29 protein-coding genes are annotated in these 24,072 nt (G+C 49.3%); 6 read left to right on the top strand and 23 right to left on the bottom strand.

Annotation, left to right across the window (positions count from 1 at the left end; translation table 11 throughout):
- Positions 1-166 precede the first annotated feature (166 nt).
- Positions 167-1,387: an MFS transporter gene (locus AN963_RS20415; RefSeq protein WP_055746416.1), complete on the top strand. Its 1,221-nt coding sequence runs from the start codon at positions 167-169 to the stop codon at positions 1,385-1,387.
- 110 nt (positions 1,388-1,497) lie between these two features.
- Here AN963_RS20415 and AN963_RS20410 read toward each other — a convergent pair whose 3' ends face one another.
- The 7 genes from AN963_RS20410 to AN963_RS20380 all read right to left on the bottom strand — a co-directional run bounded on the left by AN963_RS20410 (position 1,498) and on the right by AN963_RS20380 (position 8,956).
- Complete coding sequence (locus AN963_RS20410) at positions 1,498-3,564, bottom strand: YecA family protein (RefSeq protein ID WP_055746415.1); 2,067 nt, start codon at positions 3,562-3,564, stop codon at positions 1,498-1,500.
- 81 nt (positions 3,565-3,645) lie between these two features.
- Positions 3,646-3,918: a hypothetical protein gene (locus AN963_RS20405; RefSeq protein WP_055746414.1), complete on the bottom strand. Its 273-nt coding sequence runs from the start codon at positions 3,916-3,918 to the stop codon at positions 3,646-3,648.
- Positions 3,915-4,910: a hypothetical protein gene (locus tag AN963_RS20400; protein WP_055746413.1), complete on the bottom strand. Its 996-nt coding sequence runs from the start codon at positions 4,908-4,910 to the stop codon at positions 3,915-3,917. The genes AN963_RS20405 and AN963_RS20400 overlap by 4 nt, the downstream gene beginning before the upstream one ends.
- Before the next feature lie 205 nt (positions 4,911-5,115).
- Complete coding sequence (locus tag AN963_RS20395) at positions 5,116-6,666, bottom strand: YcdB/YcdC domain-containing protein (protein WP_055746412.1); 1,551 nt, start codon at positions 6,664-6,666, stop codon at positions 5,116-5,118.
- Positions 6,667-6,782: 116 nt separating this feature from the next.
- Positions 6,783-7,727 carry a 3'-5' exoribonuclease YhaM family protein gene (locus tag AN963_RS20390; RefSeq protein ID WP_055746411.1) on the bottom strand — a complete coding sequence of 315 codons (945 nt, stop codon included), beginning with the start codon at positions 7,725-7,727 and terminating at the stop codon, positions 6,783-6,785.
- 18 nt (positions 7,728-7,745) lie between these two features.
- A complete protein-coding gene (locus AN963_RS20385) occupies positions 7,746-8,303 on the bottom strand; it encodes a YkvA family protein (protein ID WP_055747802.1) in 558 nt (185 codons plus the stop codon).
- Between the two features lie 32 nt (positions 8,304-8,335).
- Positions 8,336-8,956: a DedA family protein gene (locus AN963_RS20380; protein ID WP_407922565.1), complete on the bottom strand. Its 621-nt coding sequence runs from the start codon at positions 8,954-8,956 to the stop codon at positions 8,336-8,338.
- Positions 8,957-9,231: 275 nt separating this feature from the next.
- On the opposite strand from AN963_RS20380, the gene AN963_RS20375 reads away from it, so the two are divergent.
- Positions 9,232-9,723 (top strand): DUF2062 domain-containing protein, encoded by a 492-nt coding sequence (locus AN963_RS20375; protein ID WP_055746409.1) that lies wholly within the window; start codon positions 9,232-9,234, stop codon positions 9,721-9,723.
- 99 nt (positions 9,724-9,822) lie between these two features.
- Here AN963_RS20375 and AN963_RS20370 read toward each other — a convergent pair whose 3' ends face one another.
- Positions 9,823-10,044 carry a hypothetical protein gene (locus AN963_RS20370; protein WP_055746408.1) on the bottom strand — a complete coding sequence of 74 codons (222 nt, stop codon included), beginning with the start codon at positions 10,042-10,044 and terminating at the stop codon, positions 9,823-9,825.
- A gap of 93 nt (positions 10,045-10,137) precedes the next feature.
- Positions 10,138-10,890, bottom strand: coding sequence for an NAD(+) synthase (gene nadE / locus AN963_RS20365; protein ID WP_055746407.1), 753 nt, complete (start codon positions 10,888-10,890; stop codon positions 10,138-10,140).
- Positions 10,891-11,108: 218 nt separating this feature from the next.
- On the opposite strand from nadE, the gene map reads away from it, so the two are divergent.
- Entirely contained in the window at positions 11,109-11,855 is a 747-nt protein-coding gene (gene map / locus AN963_RS20360; protein ID WP_055746406.1) for a type I methionyl aminopeptidase, read from the top strand.
- Positions 11,856-11,994: 139 nt separating this feature from the next.
- On the opposite strand, the gene AN963_RS20355 is transcribed toward map, so the two are convergent.
- Positions 11,995-12,186: a hypothetical protein gene (locus tag AN963_RS20355; protein WP_152985705.1), complete on the bottom strand. Its 192-nt coding sequence runs from the start codon at positions 12,184-12,186 to the stop codon at positions 11,995-11,997.
- Between the two features lie 224 nt (positions 12,187-12,410).
- On the opposite strand from AN963_RS20355, the gene AN963_RS20350 reads away from it, so the two are divergent.
- Both AN963_RS20350 and AN963_RS20345 read left to right on the top strand, forming a co-directional pair.
- Positions 12,411-13,448, top strand: a complete 1,038-nt coding sequence (locus tag AN963_RS20350) for an LLM class flavin-dependent oxidoreductase (RefSeq protein ID WP_055746404.1) — start codon at positions 12,411-12,413, stop codon at positions 13,446-13,448.
- A gap of 4 nt (positions 13,449-13,452) precedes the next feature.
- Positions 13,453-14,049, top strand: a complete 597-nt coding sequence (locus AN963_RS20345) for a TetR/AcrR family transcriptional regulator (RefSeq protein ID WP_055746403.1) — start codon at positions 13,453-13,455, stop codon at positions 14,047-14,049.
- A gap of 104 nt (positions 14,050-14,153) precedes the next feature.
- Here the strand turns inward: AN963_RS20345 and AN963_RS31565 are convergent, their stop codons facing one another.
- Both AN963_RS31565 and AN963_RS20340 read right to left on the bottom strand, forming a co-directional pair.
- Positions 14,154-14,330 carry a hypothetical protein gene (locus AN963_RS31565; RefSeq protein WP_169791935.1) on the bottom strand — a complete coding sequence of 59 codons (177 nt, stop codon included), beginning with the start codon at positions 14,328-14,330 and terminating at the stop codon, positions 14,154-14,156.
- Between the two features lie 181 nt (positions 14,331-14,511).
- A complete protein-coding gene (locus tag AN963_RS20340; protein WP_055746402.1) occupies positions 14,512-14,865 on the bottom strand; it encodes a PspC domain-containing protein in 354 nt (117 codons plus the stop codon).
- Between the two features lie 176 nt (positions 14,866-15,041).
- Here AN963_RS20340 and AN963_RS30435 point away from each other — a divergent pair, with 176 nt between their 5' ends.
- Positions 15,042-15,287 carry a hypothetical protein gene (locus AN963_RS30435; RefSeq protein ID WP_083497009.1) on the top strand — a complete coding sequence of 82 codons (246 nt, stop codon included), beginning with the start codon at positions 15,042-15,044 and terminating at the stop codon, positions 15,285-15,287.
- A gap of 59 nt (positions 15,288-15,346) precedes the next feature.
- Here AN963_RS30435 and AN963_RS20335 read toward each other — a convergent pair whose 3' ends face one another.
- The 11 genes from AN963_RS20335 to AN963_RS20285 form a co-directional block, all read right to left on the bottom strand.
- Positions 15,347-15,976, bottom strand: a complete 630-nt coding sequence (locus AN963_RS20335) for a flavin reductase family protein (RefSeq protein ID WP_055746401.1) — start codon at positions 15,974-15,976, stop codon at positions 15,347-15,349.
- 18 nt (positions 15,977-15,994) lie between these two features.
- Complete coding sequence (locus tag AN963_RS20330) at positions 15,995-17,155, bottom strand: homogentisate 1,2-dioxygenase (protein ID WP_055746400.1); 1,161 nt, start codon at positions 17,153-17,155, stop codon at positions 15,995-15,997.
- 30 nt (positions 17,156-17,185) lie between these two features.
- A complete protein-coding gene (locus AN963_RS20325) occupies positions 17,186-18,115 on the bottom strand; it encodes a fumarylacetoacetate hydrolase family protein (RefSeq protein ID WP_055746399.1) in 930 nt (309 codons plus the stop codon).
- A gap of 330 nt (positions 18,116-18,445) precedes the next feature.
- Entirely contained in the window at positions 18,446-19,345 is a 900-nt protein-coding gene (locus AN963_RS20320; protein ID WP_055746398.1) for an RluA family pseudouridine synthase, read from the bottom strand.
- Between the two features lie 77 nt (positions 19,346-19,422).
- Positions 19,423-19,905 (bottom strand): hypothetical protein, encoded by a 483-nt coding sequence (locus AN963_RS20315; RefSeq protein ID WP_055746397.1) that lies wholly within the window; start codon positions 19,903-19,905, stop codon positions 19,423-19,425.
- Between the two features lie 72 nt (positions 19,906-19,977).
- Positions 19,978-20,670, bottom strand: a complete 693-nt coding sequence (locus AN963_RS20310) for an MBL fold metallo-hydrolase (RefSeq protein WP_055746396.1) — start codon at positions 20,668-20,670, stop codon at positions 19,978-19,980.
- Positions 20,671-20,672: 2 nt separating this feature from the next.
- Positions 20,673-21,311, bottom strand: a complete 639-nt coding sequence (locus AN963_RS20305; RefSeq protein ID WP_055746395.1) for a TetR/AcrR family transcriptional regulator — start codon at positions 21,309-21,311, stop codon at positions 20,673-20,675.
- A 195-nt stretch (positions 21,312-21,506) separates the two neighbouring features.
- Complete coding sequence (locus AN963_RS20300) at positions 21,507-22,250, bottom strand: class I SAM-dependent methyltransferase (protein WP_055746394.1); 744 nt, start codon at positions 22,248-22,250, stop codon at positions 21,507-21,509.
- Between the two features lie 131 nt (positions 22,251-22,381).
- Positions 22,382-22,903 (bottom strand): thiol peroxidase, encoded by a 522-nt coding sequence (tpx, locus tag AN963_RS20295; RefSeq protein WP_055746393.1) that lies wholly within the window; start codon positions 22,901-22,903, stop codon positions 22,382-22,384.
- A gap of 86 nt (positions 22,904-22,989) precedes the next feature.
- On the bottom strand, positions 22,990-23,523 hold the full coding sequence (locus AN963_RS20290) for a hypothetical protein (protein ID WP_055746392.1): 534 nt from the start codon (positions 23,521-23,523) through the stop codon (positions 22,990-22,992).
- Positions 23,524-23,572: 49 nt separating this feature from the next.
- Positions 23,573-23,995: a gamma-glutamylcyclotransferase family protein gene (locus AN963_RS20285; protein WP_236708118.1), complete on the bottom strand. Its 423-nt coding sequence runs from the start codon at positions 23,993-23,995 to the stop codon at positions 23,573-23,575.
- Between the last annotated feature and the right edge of the window lie 77 nt (positions 23,996-24,072).

The following is a 24,072-nucleotide window of genomic DNA, read 5'->3' as shown; positions in this document are numbered from 1 at the left end:
TCATTTGTCTTCTATAGAACTCCTCTATATGACAGTATTACATGGATGACGTATGGCGTATTCCGTGCTAAAGTGAGAACGAAACTGTTAACTAGGAAACAGTCCTATCCTTAGAGAAGAAAAACGGCTGGACGTTTTTCACAGAAAAAAATTGGAGATGAACCATATGAGTGCCACATCTACACCCATTCATGCATCGCCTACGGAGAAGGCGGCTCCTACTGTGTATCGGATGCTGTTTGCAATTAGTATCGTTCATTTATTGAATGACAGCTTGCAATCCGTTATCCCGGCGCTGCTGCCCATCCTGGAAAAAAACCTCGCATTGAGCTTTACGCAAGTCGGCCTTATTCTGTTGGTTATGAATCTTACCTCCTCTGTCCTACAGCCCATTGTCGGCTACTTATCTGATCGAAAATCTCGCCCATTCCTGCCTCCTATCGCATTGCTCGTTTCTGGTCTCGGTATGTTAGCCCTCGCTTTTGCTGGCAATTACTTTCTGGTCCTGTTGGCGGTCGCCTGCGTAGGGATCGGCTCAGCAGTCTTCCACCCAGAGGCATCCCGTTTTGCCCATCAAGCTTCCGGCGTACGCAGAGGCTTGGGACAGTCCATCTTTCAGGTAGGGGGAAATGCTGGCCAGGCACTTGCTCCACTGATGACTATTTTGATCTTTGCCAACCTGGGACAGACCGGAGCCAAGTGGTTTCTGATGCCTGCCATTGTCGCAAGTGGTGTTCTGCTCTACGTCGCTCTCTGGTACCGTGGTCAACAGCGGTTGAAAAAAGCAGTTTCTACTACGGTCGCTTATACACATCGTAAAAAACGATTTATCGCACTCGGACTGCTCGTGCTGATCGTCAGCGTACGTTCATGGATGAATGCTGGATTCCAAAGCTTCTATCAGTTTTTCTTGATGTACGTTAAAGGAGTTGAGTACTCGCACGCGCAAGTTGTCGTCTTTGGATTTTTGATGGCAGGCGCTATCGGAACGTTCTTGGGAGGACCTCTCTCTGACCGTTTCGGGAAACGCAACTTGCTGATCCTATCGACACTCGGTGCCGTTCCATTAACGATCCTCACTCCTTACGTATCTGGTATCTGGGTCTATCCCGTCCTCTTCTTGAGCGGATTGATCATGCTTTCCAGCTTTTCTGTTACCGTCGTGTACGCTCAGGAATTGCTCCCTGGTCGAATCGGGACTGTCTCCGGTCTCATTACCGGACTGGCATTTGGAATGGGCGGGATGGGTAGCCTCGTGTTCGGCTCTCTCGCTGACAAGTTTGATCTGACCTTTGTCATTACTCTTTGCTCTCTGTTGCCTTTGATCGGGATTCTCGGGTTCTTCCTTCCCAAAGATGAAACCGTTCGTGAATGGGCTCGCACATAAGGTAAAAATAACGAAAGGGGCTGTCCCGATACTGGGATGGCCCCTTTTTTTCGACTAAAAAAGGGTGTCCCCCTCGTGTAGACGCAGCTACAAGGGAACACCCTTCTTTTTTATACCAAGACGCTCGTCGGAACACCCAACAGCAGGGCAACAACAGGTGGATACAGCTCTGGTGTACCATACACCTTCCAGCTGCCGTCCTCTGTTTGGCCAAAGAGTCCAGCGATCAACCAATCCGAAGACAATACCTGTCCGGCATCTGCTTCCAGCGACAGCTTGATCTTTTCTCCGTTGGAACGTTTGGCAATCCACCCGTTCTTGTCTGGCTCCAGAAGCATAATCGTTTCTTCTGCCAATTGGGTAAGGCCATTCGTGTTTCCGTAGAGATTTTGATTTGCTTCCTTCTCCAGCACACCGCGCAAGCGATACGCTTCTGGAAGCGTCTCTTTCAGCTCGACCAACAATGGCTGGGTCTCGGAATGCAGACCTGCGACACCTTGCTTGTCCAACCACTTGAAGAACGCGGTCAAGACAGACAACAGGTTCGTAGCCAATGTCTTCGTCGTAGCATCCGTGCGGACGTAAATATCATGCACCAGGAAGTAGACGAGATCTTCTTTGCGCAACTGATCCCACGTAAAGGTCGGACCGAATGCTCCACGAACAAAGGATCGGAAATTGTTCATGACCTCATCATACTTTTTGACAGTTGCTTCAGACTTGCCTTCTGTCATTTCCTGCACAAAACGGCTCATGTCCGCCAGACGATCAGGATGGACCGTATACACGCTCTCCGGCAATCCCTCGATCAATGGGCGTCGCAACAAGTTGTTTACATGCAGGTCTTTATTTTCGAGGGCCAAACGGGGACGGAGCATGTCCATGCGAATGAACCGTGCCAATCCTTGTCCCAGCTTGTTGTCTTGTTCCATCTGTTCCATGAGGCTTTGCAGCTTGCCATTCAGCTCTGCATTATCCGATGCTGCGACCAGGATCGGTGCAAGCTCGTCCAACGACTCATGCGGTGTAACCAGCCATTTTTCTGCGAAGTACGTTTGAACCGCCCATTGCAGCACTTTTGGAGGCAATGTAGGCTGGCTGGTGATAAAGAGCGTGCCCTTCGAGAGCTTGGAGCCCGTCGAGGACAAGACGCGAATTTCTTCTTCGTCCTGCAAAGGGTGCAGCTGCAGCAGATCCGCTACTTCATCTAGCTGTGGCGCGTATCCTTCCAGCATGATCTTGTCATCCTGGATCAGGACCTCTGCCTGTACTTCATACAACTCGAGCAATGCCCCCTTCAATGCAGGGAACAGATGCTCCTCTTTGCGTGTCGCATACACCCAGATTTCGTTGGCAGCGTCTTTTCTCTTCAGTTCAAAGGAGCGAGTCGCTTCCATTTCCTTGATTAGCTGATTGCGGTTCACAACGGCATAGCTACGACGTAGCAAGGCATCTGCGCTCTTCACTTCGTCGCTTCCTTCATCGCCAAACTGAACGATAAAGCGGTACAAGTCCGTCGTATACACACGTTTGGCTGTATCGTTGGCCGCTTCCTCTACCTCTGGATGCTCTTTTAGCCATTCCAGAATCGGCTGTTTAACATGTGGTTGCAGGATGATGCTGCCCGAGAACAGCATATCACGCAATCCCAGATTCAACAGACGTCCTACGATGACTTGACCTGGCTCCACCTGCAAATTGTTGGATCGCAGCAAATAGTGCGTTTCGTGACTGATCGGTTGTTGAACCGTCAGCACATCACGATCTACCTCCATGACCTCATACACATTTAGGTGTAGTCGAGCGAACGCACGACGAAGATCTGGCTCCATTCTGCGGCCGTGCTGCTTTACGTAATTTTCCAGCAGCGTACTGCCACCTGTTTTCACATCGAGCACACACCAGTTGAAGAAGTGAGCTGCCCATTCCGGACGCATGACACTCTCTTCTGAAAGACCAATCTCCTCGGCAAAAAGACTACGTGCATCCGAAATTACCTCACTGGTCACATTTGCACCCACAAAGTGGTTCAAACGTTCCACCCAGCCAGCGTATTCCTTCTGCAGCTTTTGCTCATGGCGACTGCGCAGCTCCGTGATCGGTGTGACCACGCCGCAGCATTTTTTGTATTTTTTCCCGCTCCCGCAGGGGCACAATTCGTTTCTTCCAACAGACATAGAGGGTTTGGATCTCCTTTCCATCCCACGCGGCATGCGCGGGGAATCCTGCACAATCCCCCTATTTTACCGCATTATTCTTCATGTGTTCAAGTGTTCTCGTTTTGATTCATGTACGATACCCACTTCGCCATTGTGTTCCCACTGGTTGATAAACTGCTCCAAACGGTTCATCAGCCTGACGATGCGCTGCTTCTCGCCCATGCATGCAGATATAGCAGAGAGCTGATTGGTGGTGAAAAGCTGCACCACTTCTTGCTCCATTTCTTGAAGCCGAATCCGATACATCGCGATGACTTCGCGCAGCAAGGCAAACCTCTGCTCCAACCGGATCGTAGCCTCAAGCTTACTCATTGTTGTTCACTGGTAGCCAGCACTTGTTGAATGCCGAGTACGATCTGCTCATGCTTATGTTTCTCTTTCATCAGCACTTCTATAGCTTGCATATTGCTTTGTTGAAAATGGTTCACGACTTCTTGGGACATTTCATGCTGACGGGATTCCAGACGCTCGATTGCCTGCTGCAACAGCTCTTGAACCTCTTGTAAGACTTGCTCATTGGTAACGGTATTCATTGTCTTTTCCTCCTTAGTGTAAGTTGATTCATGATGTTCTTCCAAAAGCTGCACGTTTTGTCCCGATTCGGTCAGGTCTTCTTCTGTTTCTTCCTCGGTCTTCGTTATCGTTTCGGAAGCGACGGTGACTGCAATTTCCATAACCGCCGACTCTTCTTCATTTGGCTCTTCACTGCGAACAATGATGTACAAGCGTTCTCCATCAATCCGGAATCGATCATCCAGAACTGGCAGGAAAGCTGCATCAGCAGCAATACCCACTTCCTGCTCCAAAAAGTGCACCAGGGAGCGCGAAGTTACCTGTGTGATGCCATTGTCACGGCAAAAGGCGAATACTTGATCGTTGCCCAACGTCCACTCAGCCAGGAACCAGCGAGGATCGCCTTGATACTGCACAAAGCGAGGATCCTTCTCCAACTGCAAAAGCCGTTGAATTTGATTCCAGCCAAACTGAGTTTGACGACGAAGCTCCGCCACGATCTGGTCCATTTTTTTAGGTGTGAGGGTCTCTCGCAAAAAACGGTACGCCAGATCAAACAACTGATGAGGTTGGTAGGTCAATTCCACAATCGCGTCAGAGCTCCCAACCCGTACGGGCGACTGCTCCAGTACCAGCACTTTATCAAGCAGTGCAGCACTGTCTAGATTCAAAAAAGCATTCAGCTCGTTCGCTTCCATCCGGGAGCAGACTTCTGTTCGGGGGAGGGAGCGCTCACCGGACCGGAATACCTTTTTTACAATACTTGGTAGGGTATAAGTTGGCCGTTTCATGAACTTTCTCCTTCTCGTGACCGGCGTTGTTTGCCAATCAAATGGGAATCAAAGAGTTATTCTACAAAAAGAAAAAAAATCCTACCTCGTACAAAGTGTTTCTCTATTCCGATAATTAAGGTGCCTGAAACCTGCGGAGCGTGGTTGTCCGCTATGATTCAAACGTATAAGAAAAGCCTGGCACAAAGATGCCAGACTTACACTCTTATTCTTCCCACTCCAGCCAATCGTCTTCTGTAGCGCCGCTGTGTGCATCGATCGCATGGGAGAGACTGCTTTCTGTCGCTACGTAAACGAGCTGTGGGATATCTGCTGTCTGATTGCCTGCTTTTGCGTACCAGTAATCCTGACGCAGATAGACTGTCTTCAGGAACGATTCTTTTGCTTGCTTTTCACCGATCAATCCCTTTTGGTTCAGATTGCTTGGCGGACTGACGGTATCAGACACTCGGACCAGAACGACTTTGCCTTTATTGGCGTCGATCTCAATCGTATAGAGCGGTTTTTTCGTAGGGATTCCATCGGTTTGTGGATAAAAATCAAAACGGTACGAAGGCTGAAGTCGTCCCTGCTCCTGATCCACCCACGCAGGCAATTTGTCAGTCAAACTAGTCGTTTTCAATTCAAAGGACTGCTCGTTCGTGAGCAAATACTTCTCGACGTATTGCAATGCCAATTTCTTGCCTTCGTTAACGGTGAGCGGCTTTTCCGGTATCGCTTCGGCTTGCCCATCCAATTTAACCTGGATCGGCGTACGCGTCTTACGGTCTAGCGTGATTGTTGCAGTCTCATTCACAACGGATTTCCATTCGTACACATCGATGTCGCTCTTTTTATCCTTTTCCGTCACGAAATCGTATTTGAGTCGGCTGACGGTCAGATTTAAGCTTTCGCTGAGCATTTTTTCCAAGTTCTTTTGATCTTTCCACAAGTCTTTTGTAGCGGTTCCTTTGATTTTCAGCTCTTCTTGGTCCTCAACGTAGATGTCAGGGACGACTTGACCTGTCAAGCTATCGATCATCGGCTCATTCTCAGGGATGTAAACGAGCTTCGCCTTTTCCTGATCGTAGACGAGCTTCATCGACAGAGCTTCTTCCCACGATTGTTTGGCAAGACCGTTCGCTACAGCTTTCTTCGGGTCCGCTATGTCTAGGACGAGAGGGAGCTTCTGTTTCTTTTGATAAAACTTTACGATTTGACCGTCAGCGTCTACCATGACCTCCCCCATTTGTTTTTTCACTGGGATATCGTTTTGTTTCTGATAAAAAGGAACCACCATCAAATTCTCTGTTCCTGTTCCCTTGCGTGTGGACAGGAATCCTTGCGAGGCGACAGCATGATCGATACCGACTTGCTCCCGAATGAAGCTGACTGCCTGTTTGTATTGTACCTCTTTGTCAAAATGTTTGGTCTTATCACGATCCGGATCAGACAGTTCGAGGGACAGGATGTTTCCATTCTCATCTACAACGAGGGAGAGTGAGATCCCTGCAGTGATCTTGCTCTTCTTATCGGAAAGCGCAATCCGGTATTCAGAACCGTCTTTGACAAACGAATCCGTATGCAAGTTACCTAGGGCCGGTACATAGTCTTCTTTCAGATCTTTAAGTACCTGTACCAGGTCTGCTGGTAATGGTATGACTTCTGCCTCGCTTTTGTTGATCGCATAAGCAGATGTTGGTCCGGTTAATACAGCAGATGTTGCGAGCAAACTGGCAGCTACCACTAAAAAAGCAGCCTTGTTCCATTTTTTCATGTGTACTCCTCCCTTTTGAAGTAGTTCCTAATAAAGACGGTTACATTCTGGAAAACGTTTCTTTTGTACTAAAAAAATAGTCGCCTGTATGATTACAGACGACTACATCTTGTGAATTAATAACCACGCCACACTTTTCTTCTGAGCACTCCGGCATACGCCCATTCTTCCTCGCCTGCGTCAGCCAATGTCTGGCCCAAGGCGTTCATCTTGCTGTCAATCTGATCGAGATAATGAAAAAGGACCGCAGTAGGTGTTTTTCCGGATACGGCACTTCCCCAACCATTTTCCACTTCACCATGATGACTGAGGATGCAGTGCTTGAGATGCAATACTTCTGCATCGCCCAGAGGAATATCGAGCTCGCGGCAAATCCCGCTCACGATTTCCACACCCATAACCAAATGTCCAATCAATTGACCAGGTGTCGTGTAATCCGGTGCGATCGGATCGGAGAGCTCGTACAATTTCCCGATGTCATGCATGATGCAAGTAGCGTATAGCACATCTCTGTCGACCTGTGGATAGAGCGGCAAGAGCCTTTCAGCTGCCGTCAACAACGAAACGATATGCTCGAGCAATCCGTGATAGTAGCTGTGATGCATACGCACGCCTGCTGGGTAGTGACGCAGTCGGTCACTGATCTCTTCACTGGACAAAGCATCCTTGATGATGGCCTGCAGCGTCTTGCTCTGCAAACTTTCGACCGTGTTCTCCAGCTTTTCCCACAGCTCGTTAACCGGAACAGGGGAAATGGGAATCAGCGACTCCATGAGCACCTCGTCTGAAGAAGACGCAGGTCTGATCCGCTGAATAACGAGTTGTTTCTTCCCGCGATAATTTTGTACCGTGGCATCGATTTTGACAACTGCTTTGACTACGATCGATTCCTTCAATTCTGCGTTGACATCCCATAGCTTTGCCATGATCGTCCCGGAGCGATCACCCAGCTCCAGATTGAGATACTCACTCTGATTACTGGCCACACCGGATTCTTTTGATTTCACCAGGCAAAAAGCGACAACCCGCTCTCCTTCCTGATACTCCGCTAAATATTTCATCTGCTCTCCCATCCCAGCCTATTTTTTTCGAAACAGCGTCTCTTCTAGCTTTTTCACGATCTTTTTCCCGACCAGATCATCGGCCGATTTGATGACCTTGGTAATCACCCCGAGCAAATCCTCTTCCCCATTCCAGTGCTCGCGAACGATCGTTTCATCCACATCTACGAGAATGCGACGCAAGGCGTACACTGCCAGAATCACGTCATCCAGTAATCCAAAACCGCCGACAAGCACTTCTGGAATGAAATCAATCGGCGCGATGAAATACGCTACGGCAACGCCCGCAATCGCTTTGGACGGTACACTCACACGCTTGTCCAGCATCAGGCGGGCAAGTAGGACGAACAGGTCCGGAGCCAATAAGATATAGCTGGCGACTGTATCATTGACCCCTTTATCCTTAATGAAGCTCTCGATTTTTTCACGGAGTTTATCGTAAAAGCGCTGATGCTTTTCAGGTAGAACGACGGGAATCAGCTCTTGCGTTTGACGCACGGAAGGCAAGTTTTCCAGTGTTTTTTCTTCGGGCTTGTGATTTTCTTCGGCCTTGGCCTTGTGATTATCCTCTGTCATGCCGTTTTCTTCCGGTTTGCGATCCTCTTCGTTCATTGCGATTCCTCCCTTTTTGGTTTTCTCGCCGCATTTTGTTTATGCCGAATGTACGACCAAATGGCGATAACAGCCAGCACAGCAAGGAAAAAGATAGCGAGGTTGCGGGAAATGAGATCAAACACATCATCCCAGCGTTCCCCTAGCTGCCAGCCTAGCGTGACAAACAGAAGGCTCCAAAAAAGACCTCCTACGTATGTGTAAAGCATAAAGGTTGGAAACGGCAACCGCGTAATTCCGGCAAAATATGCCGTAAACTGCCGTACTCCTGGAATAAAGTAGCCGACAGGTAGCGCCCACTTTCCTACCCGATTAAACCAATCCTCGGTTTTTTTGTAGACGGTGTATCCCATTCCCATTCGTTTGCCATAACGCTCGAGAAAAGGAAACCCGAGTGTTCTCCCAATCCAGTATGCTGCTGTCATTGCTGTTACTGAACCGAGAAAACAAACGAAAAAGGTAGGCCAATACTCCAGTTTGCCCGTAGAGACAAGAAATCCGGAAAAAACGAGCAACGTTTCTTCTGGAAGAGGCATTCCCAGAATCCCCAGAAAAAACAAACCAAACAGTGCTCCATATCCATACTGCGTAATATAACCGCCAAAACTCGCCATCATCTCTTCCACATGCGTCACCACTTTTCCGGCCTGTCTGCCCTACACTCATTATGCCAAAAGATTACACCTTTCTCAAATCAGCCCGGTTGACTTTATTTCGCCCTCGTTGTACGTTTACCTAGTTCACGAAGAATGCAGCACGATTTACGTTGCGTATGAATGCACTTTTTGTAGAAAAATAGCGAATCATGTGCAAGTGCCCGTGGCTTTCCAAAGGCCGATTCGCTATAATTAGCTAGATAAATAGAAACGGGATAAAACGAGGGACAGGCCGGATGTGGAAAAAAATCTACCGCAAATTGAAGTACGAATATTACAAGCTGATTCGAATGAAGGGTGCACCTTCTTTTGTCGCCCGTGGCTTTTCAATTGGTATTTTCGTCGAATTCATAACACTACCTACTTTCGGTCTGGCGTTCCTATTGTTGTTTCCTTTATTAAAATTTTTTCGAGCCAGCATACCTGCTGGATTGATCGCTTTTGTCATTGGCAAGCTCGTATTGCCAGTCTTCATGGTAATCAACTACAAGATTGGGTACGCGATTGTCGGCAAACCATTAAATGAGCACCTCGTCCATGGTGGAGAAATGCCACCGTGGGAAAAATGGCTTTTGTGGATGAAAGACACAGGTCTTGCCTACTTTACAGGTAGTGCTGTGATGGGTTTTGTTGTCGCAATATCCAGCTACTTTATCGTTCACGCTGCCTTACAGTTATATCGTCGCAAAAAAATGCGACGCTCGGTACAAGGACGATCCACTTCTTGAAAAAGACTTGGATTGTCCCTGCCTGATCCTCGCTTACAAAAAAAGACCGGTTCTGACTGCGTAATACGTCAGACCGGTCTTTTCATTTGGTTCATACCATTATGCGAAGTAGCCTTTATCCCGCAGTTGCTCCATGATTTCGGCAACGGTACTATCTTGCTTCAAGAGCTCCAGGGTTACTTCCACTTGCTCTGGGGACAGGCCGTTCGCTCCCAGGCTTTCACTGATCAACACGTAGTTGGGGCGACGGAAGTACGTTTGCAACGTACGCTTCACACGTCCTTCCAGACTTGTTCTCAGCATCAATTCAGTCGTCGACATCTGTTCCACCTCTTTCTCAGATAGATCTGTGCATAACTTCTATTATCGTACAAAATCGCCCAGGAATCAACTGTTGGCTCTGTAACCCAACCATTAAATTTCCGGCATCAATTTACGCTTATGTTCGGAAATGCGATGGAGGTACTCAATACGTTCTTTTGCCTCTGGTCTTGTCTCACCTGTAATGAGGAGACGATCCAGATCTTCATATGTAAAGCCCATTTCCTGCTCGTCCGTTTGACCTTCCCACAAATCTGCAGATGGCGCCTTTGTAATAATCGTGGTCGGCACACCCAGCTCTGCTGCCAGGATTCGCACCTCATGCTTCGTCAGGCTCGCAACCGGATTGATGTCAGCCAATCCATCGCCGCCCTTCGTCATGTATCCTACGTAGACTTCACTACGGTTGCATGTATCTACTACCAGGTATCCTTTTTGGTTGGCGACCGCATACAAGGCTGTCATGCGCAGTCGAGCCTTTGTATTTCCTTTTGTTTTCGCGTCCAGTGTCAACACGCCTTCAATAGCAGGAACAATCGCATCAAAGGCAGCTCCTACGTCAACTGTCACCAGATTCAGGCCAATCTCATCAGCCAGACGCTGTGCATCCTCTGCATGGACATCTTGGGAATAGGCAGGCAACCAAACCCCGATGACTCGTTCCTTGCCAAGTGCTCGTACACAGAGCGCAGCTGTCACGGCACTATCGATCCCACCAGAAATACCTACGACCGCTCCACCCAACCCTGGTCCGTCAATTTGCTCGCGAATAAAGGCGACGCGTTTTTCTGCGTCTTCTTTTACATGTATCTGGTAGTTCGCCAGATGTTCTTGAAACTTGTCCATGCTTCCTACCCCCCGGGTTGATTATTTCTTCCTCATCCTACCACGCAGTTTTCACGGTGGCAATTAGCCGAAAATCGGTCTACACTATATAATGGATAGAGAAGATTAGATAGCTTGGCTCCCCTAAGCTTGTTTGGTGGAGTCTTCGAGCACTTGTGCAGATAAGAATTCTTCTATCACTTATCTGCGAATCAAAAGCGAGGACAAGGAGAGAATCGATGATTATCCTCAAGACACCCGAAGAAATCGAATTGATGCGCGCAGCAGGACGTATTTTGGCTGCTTGCCATCGAGAGATTAAGACGATGATTCGTCCCGGCGTAACTACCTGGGACATTGATCAATTTGTGGAAGAGTTCTTAGTCAAAAACGGAGCAACCCCTGAGCAAAAAGGTTATTCCGGTTATCCGTATGCGACCTGCGGCTCTGTAAACGATGTGATTTGCCATGGTTTTCCCAAGAAAGAACCGCTTCGTGACGGTGATATTGTAACCATCGATATGGTTGTTCGAAAAGACGGATGGCTCGCCGATTCGGCCTGGTCATATGAAGTAGGTAACGTTTCTCCGGAAGCCAAACGTCTTCTGGAGGTAACCGAAAAGTCGCTGTACTTAGGCATCGAGCAGGCTGTCGTCGGCAATCGGATCGGGGACATTTCCCACGCCATCCAGACCTTTGCGCAGGCAAATGGATACTCGGTTGTCCGTGACTTTACCGGTCATGGAATTGGAAAAGATATGCATGAGGAGCCTTACGTTCCCCACTTTGGCCCTCCTGGACGCGGACAGCGTCTGAAGGAAGGCATGGTCATTACGATTGAGCCTATGCTCAACATCGGGACCTATCACGCCAAAATCGATGAAGATGGTTGGACAGCACGTACACGTGATGGCCAGCTTTCTGCCCAGTATGAGCACACTATCGCCATTACTGCGGATGGACCTGTCATTTTGACCAAACAATAGAACCACGCGAAATCATTAGACGTAAATAAATAGAGGATATCATGCTCTGCATTAGAGCATATATCCTCTTTTTTTATGAATGATAGCATTCTTCGATTCGTAGTTCCTCACGATTGGCCTGCTCTGTTCTTCATAAACGTCATTGCATTCCACGTTGACCCGCCAACATCTTCCGTCGGTTTGGAATGGGTACAGTTGTGATCAGCTCTTGTACAATCGCTGCATACGGAGGACCATTCGCGCCGATGGCATTTGGCTCGGACGGAATGACGGCCCTCGTTCTTTCAGCCGGCCAGTTTTGCTTTGGGCTGGGCATATCCATGTTTAGCATCAGCACACTTAGCCTGCGTCAGGCAATCGTTCCCGCACACCTACAAGGACGGGTGAACGCCACTACACATATTAGTCTTGTACAATTATGCGGAGTCCTTTATTTACGTGCCTTCAATGTGCTGGATCGAACATCGATACCTTGACAGCTGCTTACCTGATTCGTATGATGCAAATACACTTGTTACTACCTAGTAACAAACCTTCAAAGGAGGTTTCCTATACATGTCCGAACAAATAAATGAACGCCAAGCACCCAAACAGCTCCGGGATATTCCCCTGTCCGTTCTAGATCTCGCACCGATTGTAGAAGGAAGCAACGCCACCGAATCGTACAAGAAAAGCCTCGATCTGGCGCAGCATGTGGAAAAGTGGGGCTATCATCGTTACTGGTTAGCAGAGCATCATTCCATGCCCAGCGTAGCCAGCTCTGCTACATCCGTCTTAATCGGGCACATCGCTGGCGGAACGACCAAGCTACGTGTCGGCTCCGGCGGAATCATGCTGCCTAATCATGCCCCTCTGGTGATTGCAGAACAGTTCGGCACCTTGGAATCACTATATCCTGGACGTATCGATCTCGGCCTAGGAAGAGCGCCAGGTGCAGACCAACGTACGGCGCGTGCGTTGCGCCGCGATCTGAGAATCGGCGGAGAAGATTTTCCTGAGCTACTGCAAGAGCTGCGTGAGTATCTGAACCCGAGCTTGAGTGATTCTCCCGTAGGCGTTCGCGCTATTCCCGGTGAAGGGCTGAATATCCCGATTTGGCTACTTGGCTCCAGTGATTTTAGTGCTCGTCTAGCCGGAATGCTCGGATTGCCTTTTGCCTTTGCCGGCCATTTTTCGCCGAACTATACGTTGCCTGCCCTGCAGACGTACCGTCACAGCTTCCGTCCATCCGACGTGTTGGATAAGCCATATGCGATGGTCGGCGTCAATGTCATGGCTGCAGATACGGACGAAAAAGCAGAAAGACTCGCTACCTCTCATTTTCAGGCATTCCTGAATATCATTCGCGGCGATCTCAAACCGATCCAACCGCCTGTCGACGACATGGATGACCTGTGGAGCGAGTTTGAAAAGCTATCTGTTCAATCTCAGCTACGCTCCTCGATTATTGGAAGTCCTGACACGGTGAAAAAAGAACTACAGGAACTGCTGAACTCGACGCAGGCGGACGAGCTGATGATTACCACGCAAATGTTCGAGCACGCTGATCGTCTCCACTCCTACGAAATCGTCGCAGACGTCTGGAAAGCGTAACGACATGACTTCCAGTAAACGAACGCGAATCCCGCGGACGGAGGCACAAGAAATCATCTTGAACGCCGCCGAAGAGCTGTTTTATCAGGAGGGCATCCATGCAGTCAGTGTAGACGCCGTGGTCGAACGGGCCGGTATCAATAAGATGAGCGTATACCGACAATTTGCTTCCAAAACTGACCTGATCCTGGCTTACATGAGTCGAAAGCAACAGGCATTTTGGACAGAATGGACGACTAGTGTAACCAAGCACCCTGATCAACCCCGAGAGCAACTCATTCAGTTCTTTCGCGATTTGGCTGTAAAAGCGTCCTGCACGGATTTTCGGGGCTGCTGCTTTATCAATGTCGCAGTAGAATTTCCCGATACGTCTCATCCCGTTCGTGAACTCGTCACAGCCCATCAAAAGCGAGTACACGACACCTTTCTTGAGCTGTCAACCGCGCTCGGAGCTCCCCACCCGCACGAGTTGGCCTACACACTGCGTCTGTTGATGGAAGGCACGTATGCGGACAGCCAGACCTACGGGACCAACAGTGCTGCTATTCAAATGCTTCCCGTCATCGTGGAGAAACTGATTGACTCAGCTGTTGCCCAATAACCGATACGTGAGACGAAAAAAAGTGGCTCGCCGCATTCTCATGCAGCAGCCACTTTTTACATCGGTTTACCAGCAGACCAAGACGTATGCCCTGCTCCACTCACTTACCCTTGAATAATTGTTGCCAACTTCTTATCGCCTGTCATTGCCTCCAGATCTTGAACGTCTTTTTCCAGATCATGGATGTCTTCTTCAATCAGCTTTTTCAGATGCTGTTTTTCTCGCAAAACTTTACGAGTCTGCTCCAAACGCTGTTTCAAATCGAACACGCCGAGATACACTGCCTTTCCCTCCCTATGTACATATTCCACCTTACATGTTATGCGCCAGAAACCATTTGTTTCCATTCCTCCATCCGGCAGACAGGCCTTTATTTTTCACAAAAATACCGGGGGTGTTCAGCCTAATAAGGTATGAATGAAAAAAGACTCCCTGTACAATTCAGGAAGTCTCTTTGCGGGTTTACACGTTTTTGTACTTTCCCAGTTCTGTGCGCAGACGTTGTACCTCTTGAACCAGAGCCCGTTTTTCCAGACGATCAATCTCGGAATCCAGATCACTCATGCGCGCTTGGGGTTGGCTTTTGTACGGTCGCTCATAAATATCGTATCCATCTGCCGCGTCAGACCAACGTGGTTCTTTGGGCATGATCATCGCCAACAGCAAGTAAATTAAAATAGGAACCCCAGTGCAAACTGTCAAAATGACGACCCCGACACGAACCAGCGTCGAGTCAATATTAAGAAACTGAGCAATCCCTCCACAGATCCCAAACAATCGTTTATCCTGTTGTGAACGATATAAACGTCTTTCCATCGTCGCATTCCTTCCTCTCTTCAGGTTCCGCTTACTTTGTATCTACAGGATACCCCACGGCCGCTTTTGGCAAAATGGGCCGTAGAGGGATTTGTCCTCCGACCTCGGACGGATATCGGCCAAGCTCTGCATGAAACGCCGCGATCCCGCTCACGCTACAAGTGAGGTGATCTATCATGCCGCTCCTATGGCTGGTGGCGATTTGTATACTTACGGGTTGCTCTACGAACCCGGCTGAAGATCGGAGCTTCATCCAAAGCGATCGCCATTATTACTATCAACAGAGTGTCGTTCACCCACAAGGAATGGAGCCAAACGTCACCCCCTACGGCCCGCCCGTAAACGCCAGTACTTCTGGAGAGTACGATCGATGGATCAGGCCCGACGCAGTGTCCCGCTACCCTGGCCTCGTCCCAGAGTAATCACTCTCGCCCCATGGCAAAGACCGCCTCGATATACTCGGGCGGCCTTTTGCTGTTCGTTATGATTTCTTGTTTTCGGATTCGGTATAAACCGGTCTCGGTCGGTCAAATATTTCACCCAATGTCGCATAGCTATGCCCCGCAAGCCTACTGACTGGAGCAAAAGCCGCAGCATCAATTCTCCCCTGATGATATAGCGCATCCTCTAGGTGAACGTGAAGGACTTCCCCGATGATGAGATCCGAGCTAGTCGGGCTACCTAATTCAACGATCTGATGAAGCTTACACTCAAAGTGGATGCGTGAAGCACCAAGCCGAGGCACCTTGACAGCAGCGGACGGTTGCAACTCCAAACCGAGCTCTGTCACCTCGCTCACTTCGGAAGGATAATCAGCTGACGTCTGATTCATGACATCGACATTGTGCACATCCACCATGTTCACCACAAATTCACCCGTGTCCTGTATGTTTCGAGCCGTATCTTTTCGATTCCCTCCTGGCTTGCGCATGACTGCGACTGAAATCATCATGGGCTCAATGCTTGCAACGTTAAAATAACTGAATGGTGCTGCATTGACGAGTCCATTTCCATCCATCGAAGTCACCCAAGCGATCGGTCGAGGGATGATGCCCCCAATGAGCAACTTGTATTTCTCTTGTCTTTCCAATTCAGACATCTTTAGTTCCATGCAGCCATCCCCACTTTCTTACTCGCTTGGCGGCAGCCAGCTCGTCATATACGCTCCGTCCTCTACCTCCAGTGCCTGTCGTGTCACCTTCAGTGGATGGAACGTATCGAGCATGACAGCGAGCTCGCTCGTTTCTTTTTTGCCGATACTCCCTTCAATTTTGCCCGGATGTGGTCCGTGCGGGATGCCCATCGGGTGCAACGTAATGGAGCCTTCGTATATCCCTTTTCTGCTCATGAAATTGCCTTTTAAGTAGTATAACACTTCATCGCTTTCGACATTGCTGTGGAAGTAAGGGGCTGGTATCGATTGCGGGTGATAATCGTACAGCCTCGGTACAAACGAGCAGATCACGAAATTTTGGCCTGCAAACGTCTGATGTACAGGCGGTGGCTGATGAATGCGCCCTGTAATCGGTTCAAAATCGTGGATGCTAAGTGCGTACGGGTACAAATACCCATCCCAGCCCACCACATCTAGCGGATGGAAGTCAAAGAGGTAGCTGTACACGACCGATTGCCTTTTGACACGCACCTCAAACTCTCCGCTCTCGACGTGTGTCTCCAATCGTTCAGGCAGACGGATGTCCCTCTCGCAAAAGGGGGAATGCTCCAGAAGCTGGCCATGCTCATTGCGGTAGCGTTTGGGTGGCACGATTTCGTTATGCGACTCGATCACGAGAAAACGACTCTGCACGGAAGGGACGATGCGGTACGTCGTGCCAATCGGAATCACCAAGTAATCTCCCGGCTGGTATGTCAGTGTGCCAAATATCGTCTGGAGCTCCCCTTCTCCCTCGTGGACAAAGACGACTTCATCCCCATCTGCATTACGATAAAAATAATCCATCGGCTCTGTAGGTGCACAAACCCCCATGAGCACATCATTGTTTCCCAACAAATATCGGCGTCCACCGATCGGGTCGCCTCCAGGACGAACATCAAATGTTTTGAAATGCTGATGCTTCAAATCATCTTGCTCGACGAATTCAGGTGTGACGTCTGCAAACTTGCGTGTAGCACGCACCTGAGTAGGAGGATTGTGATGATACAGGATCGATTGTATGCCAGAAAATCCTTTGGTCCCCATTACTTGCTCGCGAAAAAGCTCTCCGTTCGGCTTGTAAAAGGTTGTATGCCGCTTTTTTGGTACTTCCCCCATCCGATGATAAAAGGACATCGTACTTCCCCCTTCTCCCTGTTATCCTGTCTATTCGCTGATCCGATTTCGCAAAATGCCGAGCCGTTCTACTTCCAGCTCAACCACATCCCCGGGAGCCAGCCAGCCATAGCGCTCTGCTCCCAGCTCTAAAATGCAGCCGGTTCCCACCGTACCGGAGCCGATAACATCACCAGGGTAAAGCATGCAATCAGCAGAAGCCCTGGCGATCATTTCAGCGAAGGTAAAGTGAAGGTCTTTCAAATTGCCCCGCGAATAATCTACCCCATTCACTCTGGCGACCATAGCCAGATCGTAGCGGTCACCGCGCTCCCCTGCGATCCTGGCATTTTCCAGCTCATCTGGCGTCACCAGCCAAGGCCCCATCGAGGTAGCAAAATCCTTGCCTTTTGCCGGACCGAGCCCTACCTTTACCTCTTCTCTCTGGATGTCGCGCGCGCTCCAGTCGTTGAGGATACAATACCCTGCGATATGCTCAGCGGCCTCTTCTACAGAAATATTCACCCCCGCTTTTCCAATGACGCATGCCACTTCCAGTTCATAGTCCAGCCACTGGGTCGCTTTGGGTCTACGAATGACGGCTTCTGGACCGGAAAAAGCAGCTGCGTTGGAGAAGTAAAAAACCGGGAACTCATACCACTCTGGGACCATTTCTAGTCCTCTCTGGGCACGAGCTGTTTTTACATGTGCCTCAAACGCATAAAAGTCGCGAAAGCTGCCAGGGCGAGGGAGAGGCGAACCCAGCTGGACTTCCTCTCTCTTCAATCTCTGACCTTGCCCGTTCTTGCTCGCCACTTCGGTCTGCAGTCTTTTCCCCCACACTTCCCATTCTCCCAGCAATTCAGGGATCGTGTCAGGAGCGTCAGGGAACAGATGGTTCATTTCCACGATGTAGCCCTCTTCATAAAGTCCTGCCCGCCAAGCTTCTCCGTTGTTCTTTCGATAGGAGACGAGTTTCAAGAGGTATCACTCCTTTGCCACCCAGACCGTTTTCGCTTATCAGAAGACGCTAAAAAGCCCAGCTCACCCCTAAGCCGATTCGGTTGCATGACAAAGATGGGGTCTCCCCGCTGTCAAACGTTCCGAAACATGCATCAGGCGCAAGCTGGGCCCTGTCTGCTACATGAGAAAAAATCTTGTGGATTCCTCCCCGCAGACAACCAGCTGTCGTCCAATTGTTTCCACTGTCTGGAAATCATTCAATACTATCATAATAACGAAAACGCTTACACTTTTCCAGAAGAAAATGCCAAAAATCACCCTTTTGCACTTTCCTTTCTCCTTCAAACACTACTTCGTAAAAAACGTAGCTGCCAAATGGCTCATATCCGCAGGCAAGGGCTCCGTCAACTCCATGCTGATACCACTGCGCGGATGGATGAACGACAGCCGGGATGCGTGCAACGCTTGTCTGCCGATGTACTCTCGGCTTCCTCCGTACAAGTCATCCCCAGCCAAAGGATGCCCCAGGCTGCTCATATGAACGCGAATCTGATGGGTGCGCCCCGTATCAAGCTTCAATTCGAGATGACTCATGCCATTTCCGCGATCGAGCACACGAAAATGGGTGACAGCCGTCTGGCCATCGGGGCGTACTTGCCTTGTAATAAAGGAGTCTTCCGCCAGTCCGATCGGTGCATCGATCTTTCCTTCATCAGATTCAACCACACCTTCTGCGATCGCCTGATAAATGCGGTGTAAGGTACGCTCCTGCTGCATCCGGCTGAACTGCTCGTGCGCCCACTGATTTTTAGCGACGATCAAGAGCCCTGATGTATCTTTATCCAAACGGTTCACTGCCCGAAATCTCCGGTGTTCCCCCCGTTTTTGCCAGTAAGCGATTACTCCATTAGCCAGCGTTCCCCCTGCGTGATTTCCAGTTGGGTGTACGACCAAGCCAGAAGGTTTCGCGATCACCATCAAATCATCATCTTCGTAACGGATCGTCAACGGCATATCTTCTGGAGCCACGGTTTCTTCCGCATCCTCGCTGACCATGACCGCAATCTCGTCTCCTGCCTGCAGCTTTTCGTTGACGAACACCAGCTGTCCGTTGCGGGTAATCAAGCCTTTGAACTTCGCCCGAATCAGCAAGCGGCGGGACACTCCATATCGCTTTTGCAGCACATCTCGAACTGTGTGCCCTGCATCCGCTTCGTCTGCAGTAAAACGTATCAACTCTTCTAACATGTTGTCTCTCCTTTGGATCATACCTGATGTCAGTATACCAAAAAGACCAGAGAAAAGTCCGCAGACAACGCAGCCAGTTACAGTCGCGGCTCTCTCACTTCAATCACGAAGGCATGTCCCGCATCTCCTTGATCCCATTGACCGCGGACATCAAACAAGTACCAGCCAGGCTCATTCGGTGCTTTCCATTCATTGCCGTTCTCCAGCAATTGCTCGATCTGATCAATTCCTAGCCATTGTGTGACGCGCAACGATTTTTCGATAGGTGGTTGGGGAAACGTCACGGTGAGGGTCGCTCCCGGTTGGACAGAGAGCGCCTTGGGCTTTTTTTCGCCAACGATCTCTGGAGGGGCTGCTGTATCTGTGCACACTCCTTGATCCTCATAGTGCCAGCAGGACGACGTGGGGATGGTGACAGCTGATTGGCCTTTCCAGGAAATCACTGGATCGGGTGGTGCGGGGAGTTGCTTGTTGGTGGATTGATTCGTCTGCCAGAACTGACAGCCTGTCAGCAATACAGTGGCAGCTAGACAAATTCGAATGATTCCAACATTTTTCATGCAATCACCTCTGTACTAAGACGCAAAAAAAGCCGGGATGTTACACCCGACTTGTCTTATTATGGAACCCGATCACACACTTCTTGGAATCGCATGCGCCGCTGCTGTTGCTTGTAAATACTCTTCCAGATGTTCCGCTGGATTCTTTACAGGCTTTCCGTGGCATACCTCCAAATGAACTGGCTGAAGTTCCCGTAAGATCAGACTGCTCTTCAATGCTTCTGCCATATCGGCAGTAAACATCGGCATCGGCTTGTGCAGCCTCCCCGCCTTCGACGTAAACAAATCACCTGCTAACATCACTTGATCGGCTTCATGATAGTAGACTACGTGGCCAGGAGAATGACCTGGCGTGAGATAAGGCGTCAGTCCTGCAGTAGTCGCAAGGCCTCCCTCTTCCTTTGCCCGAAGTGGCTGCACGACTCCCGGCGTCACCGTAACCTCCGCCTTTTTACGACGAGGATATGCAAGCTTTCCTTCCAAATAAGGTATTTCGATCTCATGGGCGTACACCGGAGCTTTCCTGTTCGCCAATATGCGCTTCACTGCCCCCACGTGATCAGAGTGTCCGTGCGTCAGTAAAATTTGCTTCAGTGGTCCTGCGTTCAGCTGATCGATAAAAGAAAGAATTCCTTTTGCCATAAAAGGTATTCCTGCGTCCACCAGCGTGACGCCATCTGGCTCCACCACGACCCAGACACGAAGAGGAATGACCATCCAAGTATGCAGACTCCAAATGTGCTGAGAGATTTGTTCTACTTTCATCGTTAACCCTCTCCTCTGTCCATCATTTGTTTACTTCCCGCGAGCACGACCTCGACCGACATTTCAAAAGTCGAGGCCAGCCTTTCCTTCAACTGCTCCATCGTTTCCTCTGATTGCGTGTACGTCCCGATGATTCCATGCAAGGTATAAAAGTAGATGCGTGCGAATGCGAGCACTTGTTCTTCCTTTCCTCCTGCTGGAAGGCATTGCAGCAGTGCCAGTCTCAAGGTCCCGAAAAGCTTCGTACGCAGCTTTTGCAGCTCCGTTGACGGTTCGGCTTCTACATCAATTCGAGACGCCTTCACTATAAAGAACAACGTGTACATCGTACGATGGAGCAAGCAAAACTCAATGAACTGCGTACTGACCTTCTTCAATTGGTCTTCGGGAGAAAGGCTGTGCTGAGACAAGACGTTCTCCATCTGCTGCTGCAGAGCTTGCAAAGGCTCTACAGACAGCTGGTGAAGCAGGGCTTCCTTGTCTTTAAAGTAAATGTACAGTGTCGTATGCGAGCATCCTGCTGCCTTAGCGATCTCGCGGATGGATACCGCATCAAAGCCTTTTACGGAAAACAACTCGGCAGCCGCTGTTAAAATAGCCTTTTTGGTTTCTTCGGATCTCATTTCCTGTTTGCTTACCATGTCATGAACTCTCCTAGCCGATATTGATGAAGCATTTACTAACCACCGGAAACTAACCGATGGTTATAATATAACCACTGGTTACAAATTCGTCAATACACTTTTTTCCAACACGAGGAGTTTGGGCTCCTTCGCTGGCTTCACAAAGAAAAACGCCCTACCCTCGAGTGGGCTGAGCGTCTATGTTTGAGCTTTTTATTCCCGATCTTGTCGCTGCAAAATGTAGAACGTGTAACCGTAATAGGCGCTATACTTTTTGTACAATTCGATTTCTCTCTGTGTCTCATCCAGTGCGTCCAGCATGTTCACTTGGCCAGGGAACTGCTCACGAAGCATCTCGACCCGCTGTTCGAGCGGTCTGTAGTATTCCCACCAGCCTGCTTCGGGCAGCGTAAAATGGTTGATGAGTTGATAGCCAGCATGCTCTGCGATCCCCTCGTTTGCCACGGCCGATTTGATCCCCGGGTAGTTTTCCATCCAAAAGGCCTCTATCTCAGACGGGCGCTCTTCCTTTAACCATGTCAATTCTGAGACTACCAGTACCAGATAACCACGAGGCTTGAGCAATTTCCTCCACCCGCGCAGACCGCGTTCAAACCCAATGATATAAATAGCGCCTTCTGACCAGATCAAATCCATACTCTGTTCCTCAAAAGGGAGGTCGAACATGTCGCCTTGTACGGTCTTGATCTTCTTCGTGAGTCCATTCTCCGCGATCCAAGCATCCAGCTTTTGCAGAAACGGTGCATGACGATCGAGAGCCGTAATGGTACCGTCCGTCAAGTTGGCGAGTTCTTTTGTCTGCATACCTGGTCCGCAGCCCACATCGAGAACGTGCGGATGTACGGTAAGATCGGTCAGCATGTGAAAGGCTCTTCTCGTACTCTCGTTGTTCCCAGGACCTTCGCGTGGAATGTCTTTATGAATTTCAAAAAACATCCCAACCACTCCTACCTTTTTGGATTACAACAAGCTTAGCATCTTCGTCGAGCTCTGCCTATCCATGAAAAAACCCTCGTTCGTCCAATAGACGAAGAGGGCTTGGTCATTTCATTTTCAGCGATTTGAGCTTACTTCGCAGCTTGTGCAGCAGCGATCGCAGCTTCGTAGTTTGGATGCTCACCAGCAGCCGCAACATACTCAGCGTGTACCACTTTGTCGTTCGCGTCGATTACAAATACTGCGCGGGACAAGAGGCGGAATTCTTTGATGGCTACGCCATACGCAGTACCAAAGGACAGGTCTTTGTGGTCAGACACAGTTTTCACTTTGTCGATACCAGCAGCACCGCACCAACGGTTTTGCGCGAATGGCAGGTCAACGGACACAGTCAGGACAGTTACACCATCCAGTTTCGCTGCTTCTTCGTTGAAACGACGAGTTTGCGCATCGCAAACACCTGTGTCAATAGAAGGGATTACGGAGATGATGCGAACCGTTCCTTTGGAATCAGCCAGAGTTACTGGGCCGAGGTCGCCACCTACTACAGTGAAATCAGGAGCAGTATCGCCCACCTTGATTTCTGGACCCAACAAAGTAACAGGGCCACCTTTGAATACAAATGCGCCTTGGCGCTCTACAGCAGTTGTCATGATTTCTTCCTCCTCACCAATCATTCATATGTACTTACTCATCATACCCTATCAATTGCTTTTTTTCACTATGCCAATAGTAGAAATTACAGATTCAGTTGCACTTTCTCTGACGAATTGGATTCCAACTTTTCTATTCTCTTTACTTCGTGCTCATACTCCCAATCCGTTTTCTCGTTCAGCTCATGGCAGCGCATCAAAGCATGATAGAGTGCGAAAACAAAGTGAACATTTTTCAATTCGTAACGATTGGTATGTGCTTTGGGCAGCGCTGTATTAATGATATCGATCTGGTACGTCGCCCTCTTCCCTTTTTGTCTGACCGGAACGATATAACCCATCCGCTTCAAGACAAAGCCGTAGTCAAATTCCCCCTCGTCGTCAAAATCAACGGTATGATCTGATGTCGCCAGATACTCCAGCAGTGTGCCCAAATCCAACAGATCGTAGCAAGCGGGCTTTGGCATGGACAGAACCGAGCCGTCATTATTTACAAAGTAAATATCGTCGCGGTAATGAAAGATCAGTTCGTCTTCCGGCACTTCATCAGGGAACATCCATTGACCGGGTGGAATGAGCAGACGCCATATTTGAGCTGGTTCCGCATGTAACAGTTCCATGGCAGGGATCCCTCCTTTTCCCTACCAGTTTTGGCAAAAGCACCTCCAGCTATTCAGCTTCCTGAGCTAGCATATAGCTGCGCCAATCCCCATCATGCACTCGGCATCCCAGACTCCTGACATACTCCTCGTCCAGATAGCGATAGACGTAGGTAGTCATCTCTTCGTTTGTATGTAATAGGACTGCAGTCACCTTGATACGGTCGTATTCGTTTCGTGGATCATTCGGCCCGAAATACGTTTCCAGCTCGTCCAGCCCAGCCAGAGCAGCCTCGTACTCCTCTGGTAAAAAGTAGAGAATGGCTCCTATGACGTCATCCGTCCCCTCCAGCAAGCCCGGATAGCCCTGGGGCAAATGATAGATTTCGCCTTTGATTTTGGCAGGAATGGCTTGATGTTGGTAAGGTTTTACATATAAACCGTGGTTTTGAAATCCCTCTAAAAGTGTGCCGTACACAAACACGGGTATCATCTGTCTCACAAATAACCACTCCATCTTTCTATCAGATTCAGATACTGGGAAAAAAGGCTGTTTTGCTTAGAGAATAT

The sequence above is a fragment of the Brevibacillus choshinensis genome, assembly GCF_001420695.1.
In the GTDB taxonomy this organism is placed as follows: domain Bacteria; phylum Bacillota; class Bacilli; order Brevibacillales; family Brevibacillaceae; genus Brevibacillus; species Brevibacillus choshinensis.
The sequence above is the reverse complement of the archived record's forward strand: the minus strand, read 5'-3'. Positions and strand labels throughout refer to the sequence as shown.

Bases quoted from the DNA above. Each gene is read 5' to 3' on its own strand.
- AN963_RS20415 (WP_055746416.1), top strand. From the start codon at position 167: ATGAGTGCCACATCTACACCCATTCATGCATCGCCTACGGAGAAGGCG.
- AN963_RS20410 (WP_055746415.1), bottom strand. From the start codon at position 3,564: ATGTCTGTTGGAAGAAACGAATTGTGCCCCTGCGGGAGCGGGAAAAAA.
- AN963_RS20405 (WP_055746414.1), bottom strand. From the start codon at position 3,918: ATGAGTAAGCTTGAGGCTACGATCCGGTTGGAGCAGAGGTTTGCCTTG.
- AN963_RS20400 (WP_055746413.1), bottom strand. From the start codon at position 4,910: ATGAAACGGCCAACTTATACCCTACCAAGTATTGTAAAAAAGGTATTC.
- AN963_RS20395 (WP_055746412.1), bottom strand. From the start codon at position 6,666: ATGAAAAAATGGAACAAGGCTGCTTTTTTAGTGGTAGCTGCCAGTTTG.
- AN963_RS20390 (WP_055746411.1), bottom strand. From the start codon at position 7,727: ATGAAATATTTAGCGGAGTATCAGGAAGGAGAGCGGGTTGTCGCTTTT.
- AN963_RS20385 (WP_055747802.1), bottom strand. From the start codon at position 8,303: ATGACAGAGGATAATCACAAGGCCAAGGCCGAAGAAAATCACAAGCCC.
- AN963_RS20380 (WP_407922565.1), bottom strand. From the start codon at position 8,956: ATGATGGCGAGTTTTGGCGGTTATATTACGCAGTATGGATATGGAGCA.
- AN963_RS20375 (WP_055746409.1), top strand. From the start codon at position 9,232: ATGTGGAAAAAAATCTACCGCAAATTGAAGTACGAATATTACAAGCTG.
- AN963_RS20370 (WP_055746408.1), bottom strand. From the start codon at position 10,044: ATGTCGACGACTGAATTGATGCTGAGAACAAGTCTGGAAGGACGTGTG.
- nadE (WP_055746407.1), bottom strand. From the start codon at position 10,890: ATGGACAAGTTTCAAGAACATCTGGCGAACTACCAGATACATGTAAAA.
- map (WP_055746406.1), top strand. From the start codon at position 11,109: ATGATTATCCTCAAGACACCCGAAGAAATCGAATTGATGCGCGCAGCA.
- AN963_RS20355 (WP_152985705.1), bottom strand. From the start codon at position 12,186: ATGCTAAACATGGATATGCCCAGCCCAAAGCAAAACTGGCCGGCTGAA.
- AN963_RS20350 (WP_055746404.1), top strand. From the start codon at position 12,411: ATGTCCGAACAAATAAATGAACGCCAAGCACCCAAACAGCTCCGGGAT.
- AN963_RS20345 (WP_055746403.1), top strand. From the start codon at position 13,453: ATGACTTCCAGTAAACGAACGCGAATCCCGCGGACGGAGGCACAAGAA.
- AN963_RS20340 (WP_055746402.1), bottom strand. From the start codon at position 14,865: ATGGAAAGACGTTTATATCGTTCACAACAGGATAAACGATTGTTTGGG.
- AN963_RS30435 (WP_083497009.1), top strand. From the start codon at position 15,042: ATGCCGCTCCTATGGCTGGTGGCGATTTGTATACTTACGGGTTGCTCT.
- AN963_RS20335 (WP_055746401.1), bottom strand. From the start codon at position 15,976: ATGGAACTAAAGATGTCTGAATTGGAAAGACAAGAGAAATACAAGTTG.
- AN963_RS20330 (WP_055746400.1), bottom strand. From the start codon at position 17,155: ATGTCCTTTTATCATCGGATGGGGGAAGTACCAAAAAAGCGGCATACA.
- AN963_RS20320 (WP_055746398.1), bottom strand. From the start codon at position 19,345: ATGTTAGAAGAGTTGATACGTTTTACTGCAGACGAAGCGGATGCAGGG.
- AN963_RS20315 (WP_055746397.1), bottom strand. From the start codon at position 19,905: ATGAAAAATGTTGGAATCATTCGAATTTGTCTAGCTGCCACTGTATTG.
- AN963_RS20310 (WP_055746396.1), bottom strand. From the start codon at position 20,670: ATGAAAGTAGAACAAATCTCTCAGCACATTTGGAGTCTGCATACTTGG.
- AN963_RS20305 (WP_055746395.1), bottom strand. From the start codon at position 21,311: ATGGTAAGCAAACAGGAAATGAGATCCGAAGAAACCAAAAAGGCTATT.
- AN963_RS20300 (WP_055746394.1), bottom strand. From the start codon at position 22,250: ATGTTTTTTGAAATTCATAAAGACATTCCACGCGAAGGTCCTGGGAAC.
- tpx (WP_055746393.1), bottom strand. From the start codon at position 22,903: ATGACAACTGCTGTAGAGCGCCAAGGCGCATTTGTATTCAAAGGTGGC.
- AN963_RS20290 (WP_055746392.1), bottom strand. From the start codon at position 23,523: ATGGAACTGTTACATGCGGAACCAGCTCAAATATGGCGTCTGCTCATT.
- AN963_RS20285 (WP_236708118.1), bottom strand. From the start codon at position 23,995: ATGATACCCGTGTTTGTGTACGGCACACTTTTAGAGGGATTTCAAAAC.